Here is a 14,396-nt window from a genome sequence, read left to right on the forward strand (position 1 = left end):
CGTTCTGTGCGGAGGTTAGGATAAAGGAAAGTGGCGAACCCTTTGGTGGATTGGAAGTTAGGGGTGGGGATGTCGAGCAATCTGGATAACGACCCGCAATACGTGAAGGACACGCGCGGAGCCTCGCACGGCCTGGGGCGCATCGTTATCGTCATTTTCTGGCTCATGGCCGCGTGGTCACTTTACGACGCCTTCTTGTTTTTAATGCGTAACCCCTCGGTGCCACTGGGGCCCCGTCTAGTAGGAATTGCGGTAGCAGTGGGGTACGTTGCCGCAGCCGCAGCGCTTACCCACAACGGTAAACGAATGCGGATCCTAGGATGGAGCGCCGTCGGGTTCGAACTAGTAGGTGTGCTGATGACGTCCCTCATGGAACTGGGGATCCCGCAAGCGCAACGGCAGTTAGGGATGTGGACGAGTTTCGGGGCGAACTACTATTTTGCACCGCTCATAGTGCCCGCTATTGGACTGCTTTGGTTGTGGTGGTCTAATCCGCGCAGAATAGTCGAAATCGCGGAACGTTTAGATAGCTAAACCCACTTTGGCAAAGTCTGCGACTCGTTGCGTTTAACGCCAGGTGCCGAAGATGCACGCCTTCAAGATATACACGCCTTCAAAAAAATTCGGCGCGTATGCTCGAAGTCTGCGCCCCGTGCCTTTGAGAGGCGGGGCGGATACCTAAGGAACGCGTATCTACACGCCCCCGGGGAACCCGATTTGCCGCCACGCCTCATACAGGCCGATAGAAGCGGAGTTAGCTAGGTTCAAAGAACGCGCTTTTGGATGCATTTGGATTCGCACTAGGCTCGTAATCCGCGGATCCTCCATAACCCACTGGGGTAATCCAGTGGGTTCGGGGCCAAACAGTAACGCATCCCCATCGTGGTACTGCACGTCCGTGTAATGCGTGTTCGTATGCCCTGTGAAAGCGTATACGTTACCGTCAATGTGCTCTAATGCTTCGTCCAGTGTCTGGCACGTCTTAACGTGCGCCAGATCGTGATAATCCAACCCGGCTCGCTTTAACTTTGTGTCATCCATGTCGAACAATGGGTCAACTAAATAAAGCATGGAACCCGTGCAGGCGGAAAGTCGGATAGCCGCACCCGAGTTACCTGGAATTCGGGGTTCGAAAAAAATAACGTTCAGCACTCACCCCACTTTAGTCGCTGCCGTCCGATTGCCTAAACTCGGTACATGGAGCGATCTGTATCCACTATTTTTGTAAGCGCAGTATTTTGTGGGCGCACTATTTTTGCTGGAACGTGAACGTCAACGACGCCCGCGCTAACGTGTGGAAAAGCGCGTTGAAAGACACGACGGTGGAACTCACATCGTCATCGAGTTCCAACGAGGGCGTATCTAGCGCATACACAGTGAACACGTACCGGTGCGGCCGATCTCCCTGCGGGGGAGCTGCGCCGTAGTAAGAGGCCTCACCACTGTCACCACGGATATGGAACGCAGGCCCGTCCAGTGTTAAATCAGACTCGCCAGCCCCCTCGGGCAATTCCGTAATACTGACGGGAAGGTCTACGATCGCCCAGTGCCAAAACCCAGAGGGGGTAGGGGCGTCTGGGTCAAAACAAGTGACGACAAACGATTCTGTTTCTGCGGGGAAATCGGACCATTTCAGCTGAGGGGAGATTGACCCGCCTGCAGCCGTCATGCTCGGTGGCATGACAGCCCCGTCCTCACCACTTGTGGACGTGAGGGTAAAACTAGGAACGGGTGGTAGAGCTTCGTCAGGATGCGGTGCCTGCGGACGTGCGTTGAGATCCATGAGACTCCTTCTCTAACTGGTTACTGTCCCTTCCATCATCGCATGAAAAGCAGGGAATGTGGTAGAGGTAACTAAAACTCTGTGGGGTAATAGTTTGCTTTGATTCGCAGATGGTGGGCCTTATCAGCAGCGGAATCAGACTTATCCACAGGATGGGGGAGCGGTTTTTAAATGAGGGCAAGTGCGGTACAGTAATTCGAACAGGTGTTCGATAATCCTTGGGGGAGGAAGCGGAATATGGATGGAGCTACAAGCTGCTACTAACTCAGCACCCAAACACGAATCAATGCCCACGCGACACTCAGCGCTCACGCGTCTAGAAAGACTGCGGATGGCCCGAGAAAGCCTCGCGCAAGCGGAATCTAAAACAGGGGTATGCGCATCTAGTGCAGGAGGGGTTTGGCACATCGAAGCGGGAAACCAAGCTATTTTCGAAGCCTTAACCACTCTTAAAGCAGGCACTTGGATAGGCTTCCTCTGCTTCCCTAACGTGGGGTGGGTGCGGGCCCAGCAGATGGGAATAGACCTCGACCGCACACTAGTGGTGCCTCAACTAGAAGAACTTGCCCCTGTTTTAACAGCCTTAATAGACGGGGTAGACGCGGTTGTGTGCGGCCATGCAAATCTGTCGAGGCGACAGCAACGAAACCTAGCGGGAAGAGTGCGCACGCGCGGGGTAACGCTAATTACAGTGGATGCGTGGCCAGGTATTTCACGTCCGTGGAAACGCTCCACACAAGCACCTGTGTTGACCTTCCCTACCCTCCTGCACTCACCCGGTAGCAACAGATCTGCAAGTACCTACCTGCCTGGGCAAGAAAGGAAAGCGGTGTAATGGGTAACGCGGTTATAGCTTTAGTTTGGATACCTCAATGGCCCACCTGCTCCCTTGCTATCGACGTGCCCGCAGGATCCGCCGCCGTGATTAGTCGCGGCGGAAAAGTACTGCACGCAACCATCGCGGCAAAACGGGAAGGCGTACGCGAAGGTATGAAAATAACGCTGGCGCGACACTTATCCTCAAAACTTATTGAACTGGACTACGACCCAGCGCGAGACGCACGAACCTTTGACGTAATTTTAGACGCCCTAAACGCTGTAACCCCAATGCCAGTGGCTATCAGACCCGGAATCGCTTTCTTCAACGCCAAAGCCGCGTTGAAATACGGCACCACTGCCGAGCAACTACAAATCCAAACAATCAACGCGGTTGCAGACGCGGGGGCAGAAGCTTACATCGGATTAGGAACAGACCTGCTCCACGCCTGGGTGGCTGCCACAACGGGAAAAGAACCTACCGAGCAAACCATCGCGAACCTCCCGCTGCGCTACTTGCAGGGGCTCGCGCCAATCCAGAATCTAGTTAACAACCTCCACCCCCTGGGAATACACACCGTGGGGCAAGCTAAAACAGTGGGGTTGAGTGACATCGCTACCCGGTTCGGTTTAGAGGGCATAACTTTGCAGCAACTACTGGAAACCACCGGTGCGGAGCAAGCTTGGAATTACCCGGCGAAAAATATTAAAACAGTAAACAATATAGAAGAACAAATAATTTTTGAATCACCAGTAACCGACGTGGCCCTCGCCGTAGGGCGGATACAACGCCTATCCATAAACCTGATCCGCAAACTAGTAGAACAGCAAGCGGCCCCACGCATAATCACCACCACCGTAACCGTAACGGCTGAAGGGCAAACACAAGAATGTGAACGACACTGGGCACTCCCAGATTTCCCCACGCCCAGAGAAATAACAGACCGCGTGCGCTGGCAAATCCAAGGTTGGTTAGATGCCCTATCTCGAAAAAATGCTGCCCACCAGGTGGAATCACAAGAACCCTGGGGGTTTACCAACATTCACTTAACTGCTAGCGAACTAACTCCCATCGGGGAACAAACCCGTTCCCTGTGGGGACAGCGATGTGCCTCAGACCAACGCGCCAGCCGAACCGCATTAAAACTACAAGCGCAAAACGGTGTAGAAACCGTGCAGCGCGTGCGCGTAACCCAAGGGTATAACCCAGCTGAACGCATGCAGTACTACAACTGGGGAGAGCAAACCCCACAGGAACCCTGGGAAACTTGGCGGCTCCCAGACCAGTATGCCCACCACGGAAACTACCAGCCCACAGACCGGTGGGAAGGTCAAATCAACGGTGCCGCCCCCGCCACCGTGCTAGATACCCCCACCCCCGTGCAGGTATATGACGAAACTGAACAACCCGTATCCGTACGCGACGGCGGAAACATCACCGCAACCCCACGCACCATCACACTGGAGAAACCCTCCTTCCAAAACCCGCCTGGCGCATTAGCCCAATCCTCGTTTGAGACACCTTCCCAACCCTCGCTTGAGGCACCTTCCCAATCCTCGCTTGAGGCACCTTCCCAATCCTCGCTTGGGACGCCATCTCAAGACCTAATTGGACCGCCGTTTCAAGCCCCGTTCCCCTCACCGAACAGGCATACCATCAAACGAGTGCGGGGTCCCTGGCCAATATTGGGACAGTGGTGGAGTGGAGAAGAACCTCAAGTTCTTATGGCATTAGAATGTGAGAACATCCCAGCACTACTCGTCGGGTGGCGAGCTGGAGCATGGACCCTGCGGGCGGTATGGTTTTAAACCAGAAAGGGAAGGAAGGTCGTGGCAAAACTCTATTTCCGATACGGAGCCATGAACTCCGGAAAATCTACCGCACTGCTACAAGCCGCATACAACTACGAAGAACGCGGACAACGCGTAGCATTAGCAAAACCCTCCGTGGACTCCAAAGGAGACCACTACATCATCTCCAGACTCGGAGTGAAACGCGAAGTAGACCTACTCGTATCCGCCCACGACAACCTCCGCACCAGATTCCGCTCCCTAACCCAAGGGGAAGACCCCAACTCCCTAATGCCCAACATAAAAGTAAAACCCATCGCCGCCCTACTAGTAGACGAAGCCCAATTCTTCACCCCCAAACAAGTAGACGACATGTTCAAAATAGCGGTCCTCGACAACGTCCCCGTACTCTCATACGGAATCCGCACCGACTTCCGCACCACCGCATTCCCCGGCGCCCGCCGACTCCTCGAAATCGCCCACACCCTCGAAGAACTAAAAACCATCTGCCGATGCGGCCGCAAAGCAATCTTCAACGGACGCAGAGTCAACGGACACTTCATCTTCAGCGGAGAACAAGTAGCCATCGACGGCGTAAAAGTCACCTACGAATCCCTCTGCGGCGCCTGCTACCTAGCGGAATCCGGTGGCGTCCTAGAACCGTGAACAACCTCAAACAAACAATCGCCCAAGCCCGCGACCAAGACATCATCGGACTCGTCGGCCCCGCCACCTACGGGCAAGCCCTCCGCACCGTAGACCGCGGCGACGTGAAAACCCTCAACTACAACCACCAACAAACCCAAATAATCGCAAAAGTAAAAGGCGCCGGCGTAACCTACACCTGCTGGATAAGCCAAACCGGCCCACTCATCCGCGACCTAGACCTAACCTGCGCCTGCCGCACCCACACCTACTGCAAACACGCCACCGCCGCACTCCTACAAGCACAAAAACAACTCACCCGAACCCACCAACCCAACTGGCGCGCCACCCTCACCCCACTACTCGAACCCGACACACAAGGAACCCCACTCGCACTCGTCCTAACCACAGGCGAACAAATCCTAATCACCCCCAGAAGAACTGGCAAAACCCACAAATGGATAGCCAAACGCGCGTCCTGGGCAGACCTCACCTCCACCAAATGGGAATCAGTAACCCGCGGAATCAGACCCGACCACCTGAACATAATCCGCCGCATCTACCAACAAGCCCGCACCAGCCCCACATGGACCAGCCCCAACCACGTCACCCTCAACGCCCTCGGCGCACAAGCACTCGAACTCCTCAAAGAAGCACAAACCCAAGGCATCCAACTATTCACACAAACCCAAACCGAACTCGACCCCCTCACCATCACCAGCAACGGAGTCGACCTCCAACTCCAAACCACCACGCACGAACACGGCCTCAACCTCCTCGTGCGCATCCGCGAAAACCAGCTACCCATCAGTAAATACCGCATAATCGAAACCCACCCACCCCTCGTGCTATACGAAAACAAACTCACCCACGTCCGCACCGCCCCCCAACCCCTCCTCGAACTCGCCCGCACCCACAAACCCATCACCATCCCCAACCCCGACCTACCCGACTTCTACCTCAACTACGCCCCCCGCCTCAAACAACTCCTAGACCAAGACAGTCAAGCAGTGCGCGGCCCCAAACTAAAAGGTATCGCCCGCTTCACCCCCGGACGCATCCAAATCAACTTCGAAGCCACCTACCAAGCAGGCAACCAAGAAATCCACCTAACCCCACAGCAAGTGCGCTCGCGGTTCCACTCCGACATCCAAACCTTCCGCCAGCAAATCCGGGACCTAGCGAACGAATTCCACCCCCTACGAGCCACCGAAAAAACCCAGTACCTAGACCTAGCGGACCTGAACGCTTTCCTCCAATGGGCACCCGCGGCCAGTGCACAACGCGACTGGCTCACCTGGGAGATTGACGACCAACTGCGCGATATTGACGTGGTAGACCAACCGGTTGACTTCCACGCGCAAGTTTTGGACGCAGACGACCCAGACTGGTTCGAACTCAAAATAGCGGTGGACGTAGATGGAGAGTCCGTGCCATACGGCGATATTTTGCAGGCCGTGGCCACAAACCGCACGTGGGTACGCACCCCATCGGGACGCTGGGCGCAAATTGACTCAAACATAGTGCAGCGGATCCAACAACTCCTGCACGATCTTGGGCAAGAGCGCGATAACAAAACACACGTGCCCACTCACTCGCTGGGGCTGTTGAAACTCCTAGAAGAATTAGACGTCAAAGTGGTGGGGGACAGCAGCTGGTACCAGAATATGCGCGCGCTCCTCCTCGACGAAGAATCCCACGAGAACAATAATGCCTTTACACCACCGGTTTCACAGCCAGAGAATGCGCAGCTGCGGGACTATCAACTCGGTGGCGTGCGCTGGTTGCAGCGCGTCACCACCCGCGGATTCGGAGCGATTCTAGCCGACGACATGGGACTTGGGAAAACCATGCAGCTACTGGCCATGATTCAAACCAAAAAAGACGAAGGGCAACTGAACCAAGGTGTGCTCGTGGTCGCCCCCACATCAGTGGTGAGCACTTGGCTAACGGAAACGCGGCGTTACTTCCCGAACTTGAAGGCCGCGGCTGTGCCCGGCATGCAATCGCGCAGAGCACACGCGCTGACCACGTTGCTTGACGACACCGATATCCTCATTACCTCGTGGGCACTACTGCGGCTCGAAGCCACGCAATATGAGGAACTGGAGTTGGACGGCGCCATATTTGATGAGGCGCAAGCAATAAAGAACCCCACTACAAACGGGCATAAAGCGGCTCGCAGCCTCAAAGCCCCGTGGAAAGTGGCGGTCACCGGTACGCCGGTTGAGAATACGGTGCGTGACCTGTGGTCTTTAATGCGAGTGGTGAACCCGCCACTCCTTCCCGGATTGTCAGCGTTCAACGAGCAGTATCGCCGGCCGATTGAAATTGATGAAAACCCGCAGGCACTGACTCAACTGCGTGGGCTCACCAGCCCGTTTATACTGCGGCGCACAAAAGAGCAGGTGGCGCGCGAGCTACCCGAAAAGATTGAACAAACCCTCGCGGTAGAGTTGGACGGCCCCCACCGGGAAGTGTACGAGCGGGCCCTCATGAAAGAACGCAAACGTATTCTGGGGCTAGAAGACGACGAATCCAGTGCAGCGGATATCCTCGCGGCCCTGACCCGCTTGCGGCTGCTGGCTTTGGACCCGACTTTGGTTCCACTGGAGGCGGAGCAGGAGAGTGGCGACACCGACACCCAGTCGGCAGACAAAAACGCGTCGCGAGCACAGCGAGTAGAACAATCCGCGTCGGCTAAAACCCGGTTGCTGCTATCGCACGTTGACGAACTGGTGGCCAGTGGCCACAGCGTGCTCGTTTTTTCGCAGTTCACGCGGTATTTGCAAAAGATCCGGGAGCAATTGGAACGAAAAGATATTGCTGTGGCTTACCTAGATGGGCATACGCGCCACCGTGACCAAGTAATAAAGAGTTTCACGTCTGGGCAAAAACACGTTTTCCTCATCTCGCTGAGGGCCGGTGGTACCGGGCTTACGCTCACGCAAGCGGACTACGTGTACCTGATGGACCCGTGGTGGAATCCAGCGGTTGAACAGCAGGCGATCGACCGAGCCCACCGCATCGGGCAGACGAAAACGGTGAATGTGTACCGGTTGGCGAGCGCGGACACGATTGAAGAAAAAGTGCTTGCCCTACAGGAACACAAGCGGAAGGTGACCAGTCAGGTCCTCAGCGATGCGTCGCCCACGTTGACGCGTGAGGATCTACGGGAGCTGCTGCAGATTTAATCACAGGCACTCCCGTTTCGAACAAGTGTTCGATACAATATGGGGGTGTCTTACGCTGAACTGCATGCGCACAGCGCTTATTCGTTTCTACATGGGGCGGACATGCCCAGCCGCATGGTGGAGCGTGCGCACCAATTGGGGCTGAGTGGAATCGCGGTGTTGGACTACGACGGCATGTACTCCACAATGCAGACTAATACGGCGGCCAGGCAGGTGGGGATGCCGGTGGTGCAGGGCACGGAGATACGTTTGGATTCCCAAACTCACCTGCCCATTTTGGCTCGTAACGTGCGTGGTTACGAAGACTTGTGTGCAGCTATCTCGCATTTTCAGCTTGCGGCCGGGCAGAAAACAGATTCTATTTTTTCGCTTGAGGAACTAGCAACTCATTCGCATGGGAACTGGACTGTGCTCACGGGCACGAACCATTCTTTAGTGTGGCGAGCGTTAAAAGAAACTGGGATGGCAGGTGCTGTTCGGGCGGTGGAGCATTTGCGGGAGTTATTTGGGCACGTGTGTGTTGAGTCGGCTCTGAAAAGCCCGGCGCAGTGGGAGGATGCGCAAGCGCTCCACGAGTTAGCAGCTAAAACGGGGGCGGCGCTGGTGGCCACCGGTGCTGCCCGGGCAGCTGGGCCAGAATCTGTGCGCCGCGCACACGTGTTGCGCGCAATCCAGTTGGGGGGCTCACTTTCGCAGGTGCAACCGTACTTGGAGGCGTACCCACCGATCTTGCGAAGTGAAAACCAGATGCTGCAAATCCACCGCGACTACCCTCAGGCCGTGTGGAATGCGGCGGAAATAGCGGAAGAACTGGCGTTTGACGTGCGTTTACTGGCCCCGCAATTACCGCGCGCGCAGGTGCCTGCGGGGTATTCGGAGGAAACTTGGTTGCGCCAGTGTGTTGAGGTTCAGGGGCGGAAGAAGTATGGGACCCGCACGCAGGCTCCGCAGGCGTGGGCGCTGCTCGATAAGGAACTGGGACTGATCTGCAGTTTGAACTTCGCGGGGTATTTTCTGATCGTGAAAGAGATTGTGGATTATTGTGCGCAGAACAATATTTTGTGCCAGGGACGGGGGTCGGCCGCTAACTCGGCGGTGTGTTACGCGTTGGGGATCACCGCGGTGGATGCGGTGCGGCACAAGATGATGTTTGAACGGTTCATTTCGCCGGGCCGCTCGTCCCCTCCGGATATTGACTTGGATATTGAAGCGCAGGCGCGTGAACGGGTGATTCAACACGTGTACGACAAATACGGGCGTGAATGCGCAGCGCAGGTGGCGAACGTGATCACGTACCGCAGGAAGTCTGCGGTTCGGGATGTGGCGAAGGCGTTTGGGTATTCAGAGGATGTGGCGCGCGCGTGGTCTGCGGATCTGGATGTGAAAGCGGATAAGAATGTGATGGAGATGGCGCAAAGCGTGCGGGGGTTGCCACGGCACATGGGGATTCACCCCGGTGGAATGGTGCTGACCCGCAGCCCGGTTTCACGCACTTGTCCGATCACGTGGGCGACGAAACCGGGGCGGACTGTACTGCAGTGGGATAAGGAGGACTGCGAAGCGGCGGGTTTAGTGAAGTTTGACCTGTTGGGGTTGGGCATGTTGGGGGCGTTGCGGCGCATGTACGACGCGTTATCGAACGCGGGGTACCAGTGGCGGGGAAAACCTTATTCGTTGCATAACATGCCGCAGGAGGATCCGAAAGTGTACGACTTGTTGTGTAATGCGGACACGGTGGGGGTGTTCCAAGTGGAGTCGCGCGCGCAGATGAACACGTTACCGCGGCTGCGGCCCCGCTGTTTTTACGACATTGTGATTGAGGTGGCTTTGATTCGGCCCGGTCCGATTCAAGGGCAGGCGGTGAACCCGTATTTGCGTAGGCGCGCGGGCGAGGAGCCGGTTACGTATCCGCATCCGATTTTGAAGCCGGTGCTAGCGAAAACCCTTGGGGTGGCTCTGTTTCAAGAGCAGATGATGCAGTTGGCGGTGGTTGGAGCCGGGTTCACTCCGGCGCAGGCCGATCAGTTACGCAAAGCGATGGGTTCGAAGCATCATGCGCAGCGGATGGAGTCACTGCGTCCACTGTTGTTCGCGGGGCTGGCGAAAAATGGGATTACCGGTGTAGCTGCCGACCAGATTTACGAGAGTTTGCAAGGGTTTTCAGAGTTCGGGTTCCCCGAGTCGCACTCGTTTTCGTTCGCCTATATTGTTTACGCTTCCGCTTGGTTGAAAGTGCATTTTCCTGAGGAATTCTACGCCGCAATTCTAGCTAGCCAACCGATGGGGTTTTACTCCCCGGCTTCGCTCGTGCAAGACGCACGTGCCCACGGAGTGCGAGTGGAACGCGCGGACGTGAACTATTCCCACTTCCACGCGCGCGTAGAGCAAGTGGGCGCGAAGCCAGCCGGCTCACAGCAAATGGGCGCGAAGCCAGCCGGCTCACAGCGTGTGAATGCGGAACAAACCTGCTCGCCGCGAGTTGAGGTGAAACAAACTTGCGTGAGGAAGCGGATTGCACCGGTGGAACCCGATGAGTCTAAGGCCGTGCGGTTGGGTTTGGATTCAATTAGGGGAGTGGATGAAGTGGTGGCGGACCGGATTGTTCAAGCCCGTGGGGACGCGGCTTTTACGTCTTTGACGGATCTGGCTCACCGCGCCGGCCTATCACGTGGGGACGTGCAGCGGTTAGCGCACGCGGGGGCCTTAACCAGTTTGGGAGTATCGCGCCGAGCAGGGTTGTGGAATGCGCAGCTCGTGGCCAGCAGTGCGCAGCAACTGACACTGCCGATCGACTGGGAGTTAAAGCGTGACTTACCTGCGATGAGCCCAACCCAAGCAGTAGTTGAAGACTACCTGTCGACCGGGCTTAGTGTTGACGCGCACCCCATGCAGCTAGTGCGCAGCCAGTTGCAGTCACAAAACATCCTCACGTGCCAAGAAGCTAAAACCCAACCTGACGGTAAACGCGTGAAAACCGCGGGGGTAGTGACGCACAGGCAGCGTCCACAAACAGCCGGGGGCGTAGTGTTCTTGTCGCTGGAGGACGAAACTGGGTTAGTCAACGTAGTGTGCCAACGGAACCTGTGGGAACGCTACCGCAAAGTAGCGCTCACCAGCCGGGCACTAATAGTGCGCGGAATGCTTGAAACCGATCGGGGTGCACACGTGTTCATAGCCGACCAATTGATTGCCTGCCCCATCCCCGTGTCCGGACGCTCCCGCGACTTCCGCTAACCAAGGTGCAGCGCCGTGAAACGTACGCTAACACGGGCGCGACGCTCAGAGCCCCGCTGGCTCAAACGCAATGTCCCAAAACCGAGACAGCTCAAACGCAACGCCCGGAACCCCGATAACTAGAACGTGCCCCGTTGGGGCAACGACACCAACCGTTTGACACTACTGGTCCAGGGACAGCAGCAGCCGCGTTAACTCCTCAGGGGAATGGACCACGTGGTTGGCGTTCGCGAACTCATCCGGGGACGTGCCAGACCACGTGACCCCAATCGTGTCCAAACCGCACGCATTCCCACCTTCAATATCGTAAAAACGATCCCCAATCATAACTTTCGTGGAACCATCCACATCCACGCCCGCATCCCGCAGGCGACGCAAAGCTAACTCAATGACAGACGCCTTAGTGTGATCCGCCGAATCCACCTGCGACCCTGCGAGCACTCGGAAAAAGTGGGTAATCCCATATCGGGCAATAATCGGGTTCGCAACCTGCTCCATCTTCGACGTTGCTGTCGCCATCACCACCCCCGCGTGCGCAAGAGCCTCAAGCATAGGAACGACGCCAGCGAAAAGGGGCGCGTCAAACATAACTTCCTGGTAATGCTTACGGTAAGTTGCAATCGCAGGCTCAATCTCAGCGGGCGCGAGGCCAGCAAAATCACTGAAACTAGACGCCAACGGTGGCCCCACCCAGCGGCGCAACTGCTCCTGTGTCTGCAACGGCAACCCCAAGTGCGCGAGCGTAGCATTCACACTATCGGTAATCACCTGCGCCGAATCGGACAGCGTGCCATCAACATCAAAGAGTGCAATCAGCATGTTCTTCCTACTCTAAAGGCCAGCGCCAAGCGATTGGCGTATCCACATCTCACCATGCTAGAGTTTCACTCGTCGCTTTTGAGTGCAAACTCGAATGTTACCCAGCGCGGGTGGCGGAATAGGTAGACGCGCTAGCTTGAGGTGCTAGTTCCTAATTTAAACGGGAGTGGGGGTTCAAGTCCCCCTCCGCGCACAGCAACAACCCCGGGAAACCGGGGTTTTCGCATATTCGCACACGAAACCACAGCATGGACTCCCTGCACATCTGCGAATCAAACACGTAAAGTTGAGACCATGATGCATATCGATATCTGGTCTGACATAGCTTGCCCCTGGTCCTACCTTGGGGTGCGGCACATGCGTCAGGCACTGCGCGACTTTGAACACCGCGACAACGTCCGACTCACCCTACACGCATATTTACTGCGCCCAGAACTAGAGAAAACCACGGATAAAACCGCGCTCGAATACCTCGCAGAAAACAAAGATATGACGCGCGAAGAAGTGCAAGAAGCACTCGAATCAGTTACGAAACTAGGAAGTGAAGAAGGCTTGCACTTCGACTGGGACCGCGTGCGCATCGCGCCCACCACCAGTGCGCACCGCCTCGTGTTCCTGGCGCGCGAAATCGACCTTGAAAACGACACTACCATCGGCCCGGACACGATGGAGCTAAAAGTTAATGAAGCTCTACAGCGCGCCTACTTCGAAATGGGAGCCGACATCAGCCACCCGGAAACCCTCATTTCCATTGCGCAAGACTTCAACATTGATGGCAAACGCGTGCTCGAAGCACTTGAAAGCCCCGACACGGGTACACAAGTGTTCTCGGACTTCCAAGTTGGTGTGCAGATCGGGGTTAACTCCGTTCCCACATTCGTGTTCAACAGCCAGTTCGTTGTCGCCCAGTCACTACCAGCAAAAGCGTACGCGAACGCGCTCCAAACCGCGTGGGAATCCGCAGCGCAGAAACAAGATCGCTAGCCCCGGGCCGGGAACCGAGCGGCATAAATAATAGGAGTGGGAGGAAGCCAATGAAACTAATTCTGCGTACCGCCACCGAAGCGGACGTCCCCAGCATCACCGCAGCTTGCCAGGACGAAGCGATTCAACGCTACACCTCGGTGCCCAAACCGTTCACCACAGAGGATGCGCAAGCGTTTGTGAAAATGAGTCAAGACAGCGTGCCCCCGCAGTGCCATCCGATTGTGGAAAATGAACGCGGCCACCTGATCGGCACGCTCGGCGCCACCAACTACGATCCCGTTCGGAAAAGCATTGAGATTGGATACTGGACAGCCCGCGCTCACCGCGGACAAGGCCTAATTAAACAGGCATGCCAGCAACTGATCGACACCCTGTTCGCGGACTTCGATGTCCAGATAATCCGCTGGTACGCGAAGGCTGGTAACTGGGGTTCATGGTACGTGGCCCGCGCCCTCGGGTTCATTTTTGAGGGAACCCAGCGGCGACTCGAAAATGGTGAAGTAGTCGAATACTGGTGCGCATCCCTGCTAAAAGGCCAAGACACACCACTCGATGCGGTGGATGCACCGGCGCGTTTCCACTTGGCGTCGAGCCAGCAAAAACCTCAAGAAAAAGAACTGGATCCAAGCCGCCCACTGGAACTCGTACGACAATTCCATGAGGTTTACGGGCTGCCCATAAAACTAGGGGAGCAGCCCACTGCGGATTTTGAACGCGTGCACATGCGGATGGGGCTCGTTGGGGAGGAATACGCCGAACTTGTGGGAGCTGTGTACGGGCCTCGGGCAAGGCAGGAAATTGAAACTGCGCAAGAGCAATTGCGAGAGTTAGACGACCAGGAACGCGACGTGATTGAAACCGCGGACGCGTTAGCGGACCTCGTGTACGTGCTTTACGGCATGGGACTCGAAGCGGGCATCGACTTGGACCGCGTGCTCGAACAAGTGCAAGCCTCAAACCTGTCGAAACTTGGGGCGGATGGCAAACCGATTTACCGCGAAGACGGGAAAGTACTCAAAGGCCCCGGCTTCTTCAACCCAGATATCGCCCGCGCCCTACAAGTACCACCATCAACAACGGAAAACTGAAGGAACAGAATCTAGAAGCAACGCGAAAAACAGGGGGAT

General features: G+C 56.3%; 11 protein-coding genes and 1 tRNA gene. 9 read left to right on the forward strand and 3 right to left on the reverse strand.

Annotated elements, in window-relative coordinates:
- The first annotated feature begins 69 nt into the window (after window positions 1-69).
- Entirely contained in the window at window positions 70-534 is a 465-nt protein-coding gene (locus tag QS713_RS05755; RefSeq protein ID WP_313273232.1) for a hypothetical protein, read from the forward strand.
- Between the two features lie 159 nt (window positions 535-693).
- Here the strand turns inward: QS713_RS05755 and QS713_RS05760 are convergent, their stop codons facing one another.
- Together QS713_RS05760 and QS713_RS05765 are read right to left on the reverse strand one after the other, a co-directional pair.
- Window positions 694-1,152: a tRNA (cytidine(34)-2'-O)-methyltransferase gene (locus QS713_RS05760; RefSeq protein WP_313273233.1), complete on the reverse strand. Its 459-nt coding sequence runs from the start codon at window positions 1,150-1,152 to the stop codon at window positions 694-696.
- A gap of 97 nt (window positions 1,153-1,249) precedes the next feature.
- Complete coding sequence (locus tag QS713_RS05765; protein WP_313273235.1) at window positions 1,250-1,783, reverse strand: YbhB/YbcL family Raf kinase inhibitor-like protein; 534 nt, start codon at window positions 1,781-1,783, stop codon at window positions 1,250-1,252.
- A 331-nt stretch (window positions 1,784-2,114) separates the two neighbouring features.
- Here QS713_RS05765 and imuA' point away from each other — a divergent pair, with 331 nt between their 5' ends.
- From imuA' to QS713_RS05785, 5 genes are read left to right on the forward strand one after another with little or no spacing between them, the layout of a single operon-like run.
- A complete protein-coding gene (gene imuA' / locus QS713_RS09200) occupies window positions 2,115-2,618 on the forward strand; it encodes a DnaE2-dependent mutagenesis accessory factor ImuA' (protein WP_512699823.1) in 504 nt (167 codons plus the stop codon).
- Complete coding sequence (locus QS713_RS05770) at window positions 2,618-4,408, forward strand: DNA polymerase Y subunit UmuC family protein (RefSeq protein ID WP_313273238.1); 1,791 nt, start codon at window positions 2,618-2,620, stop codon at window positions 4,406-4,408. Before imuA' ends, QS713_RS05770 begins: the two co-directional genes overlap by 1 nt.
- Before the next feature lie 21 nt (window positions 4,409-4,429).
- Window positions 4,430-5,056 carry a thymidine kinase gene (locus tag QS713_RS05775; protein ID WP_102215858.1) on the forward strand — a complete coding sequence of 209 codons (627 nt, stop codon included), beginning with the start codon at window positions 4,430-4,432 and terminating at the stop codon, window positions 5,054-5,056.
- Window positions 5,053-8,229 (forward strand): SNF2-related protein, encoded by a 3,177-nt coding sequence (locus tag QS713_RS05780; protein WP_313273240.1) that lies wholly within the window; start codon window positions 5,053-5,055, stop codon window positions 8,227-8,229. The genes QS713_RS05775 and QS713_RS05780 overlap by 4 nt, the downstream gene beginning before the upstream one ends.
- 39 nt (window positions 8,230-8,268) lie before the next feature.
- Complete coding sequence (locus QS713_RS05785; RefSeq protein ID WP_313273243.1) at window positions 8,269-11,463, forward strand: error-prone DNA polymerase; 3,195 nt, start codon at window positions 8,269-8,271, stop codon at window positions 11,461-11,463.
- Window positions 11,464-11,625: 162 nt separating this feature from the next.
- Here the strand turns inward: QS713_RS05785 and QS713_RS05790 are convergent, their stop codons facing one another.
- Window positions 11,626-12,282: an HAD hydrolase-like protein gene (locus QS713_RS05790; protein WP_313273244.1), complete on the reverse strand. Its 657-nt coding sequence runs from the start codon at window positions 12,280-12,282 to the stop codon at window positions 11,626-11,628.
- A 104-nt stretch (window positions 12,283-12,386) separates the two neighbouring features.
- Here QS713_RS05790 and QS713_RS05795 point away from each other — a divergent pair.
- The 3 genes from QS713_RS05795 to QS713_RS05805 all read left to right on the forward strand — a co-directional run bounded on the left by QS713_RS05795 (window position 12,387) and on the right by QS713_RS05805 (window position 14,357).
- A tRNA-Leu gene (locus QS713_RS05795) sits at window positions 12,387-12,475 on the forward strand.
- A 101-nt stretch (window positions 12,476-12,576) separates the two neighbouring features.
- A complete protein-coding gene (locus tag QS713_RS05800) occupies window positions 12,577-13,266 on the forward strand; it encodes a DsbA family oxidoreductase (protein WP_313273247.1) in 690 nt (229 codons plus the stop codon).
- A gap of 50 nt (window positions 13,267-13,316) precedes the next feature.
- Window positions 13,317-14,357, forward strand: a complete 1,041-nt coding sequence (locus QS713_RS05805; protein WP_313273249.1) for a GNAT family N-acetyltransferase — start codon at window positions 13,317-13,319, stop codon at window positions 14,355-14,357.
- Window positions 14,358-14,396 lie beyond the last annotated feature (39 nt).

This window comes from Gleimia hominis (assembly GCF_032085515.1).
GTDB lineage: Bacteria > Actinomycetota > Actinomycetes > Actinomycetales > Actinomycetaceae > Gleimia > Gleimia hominis.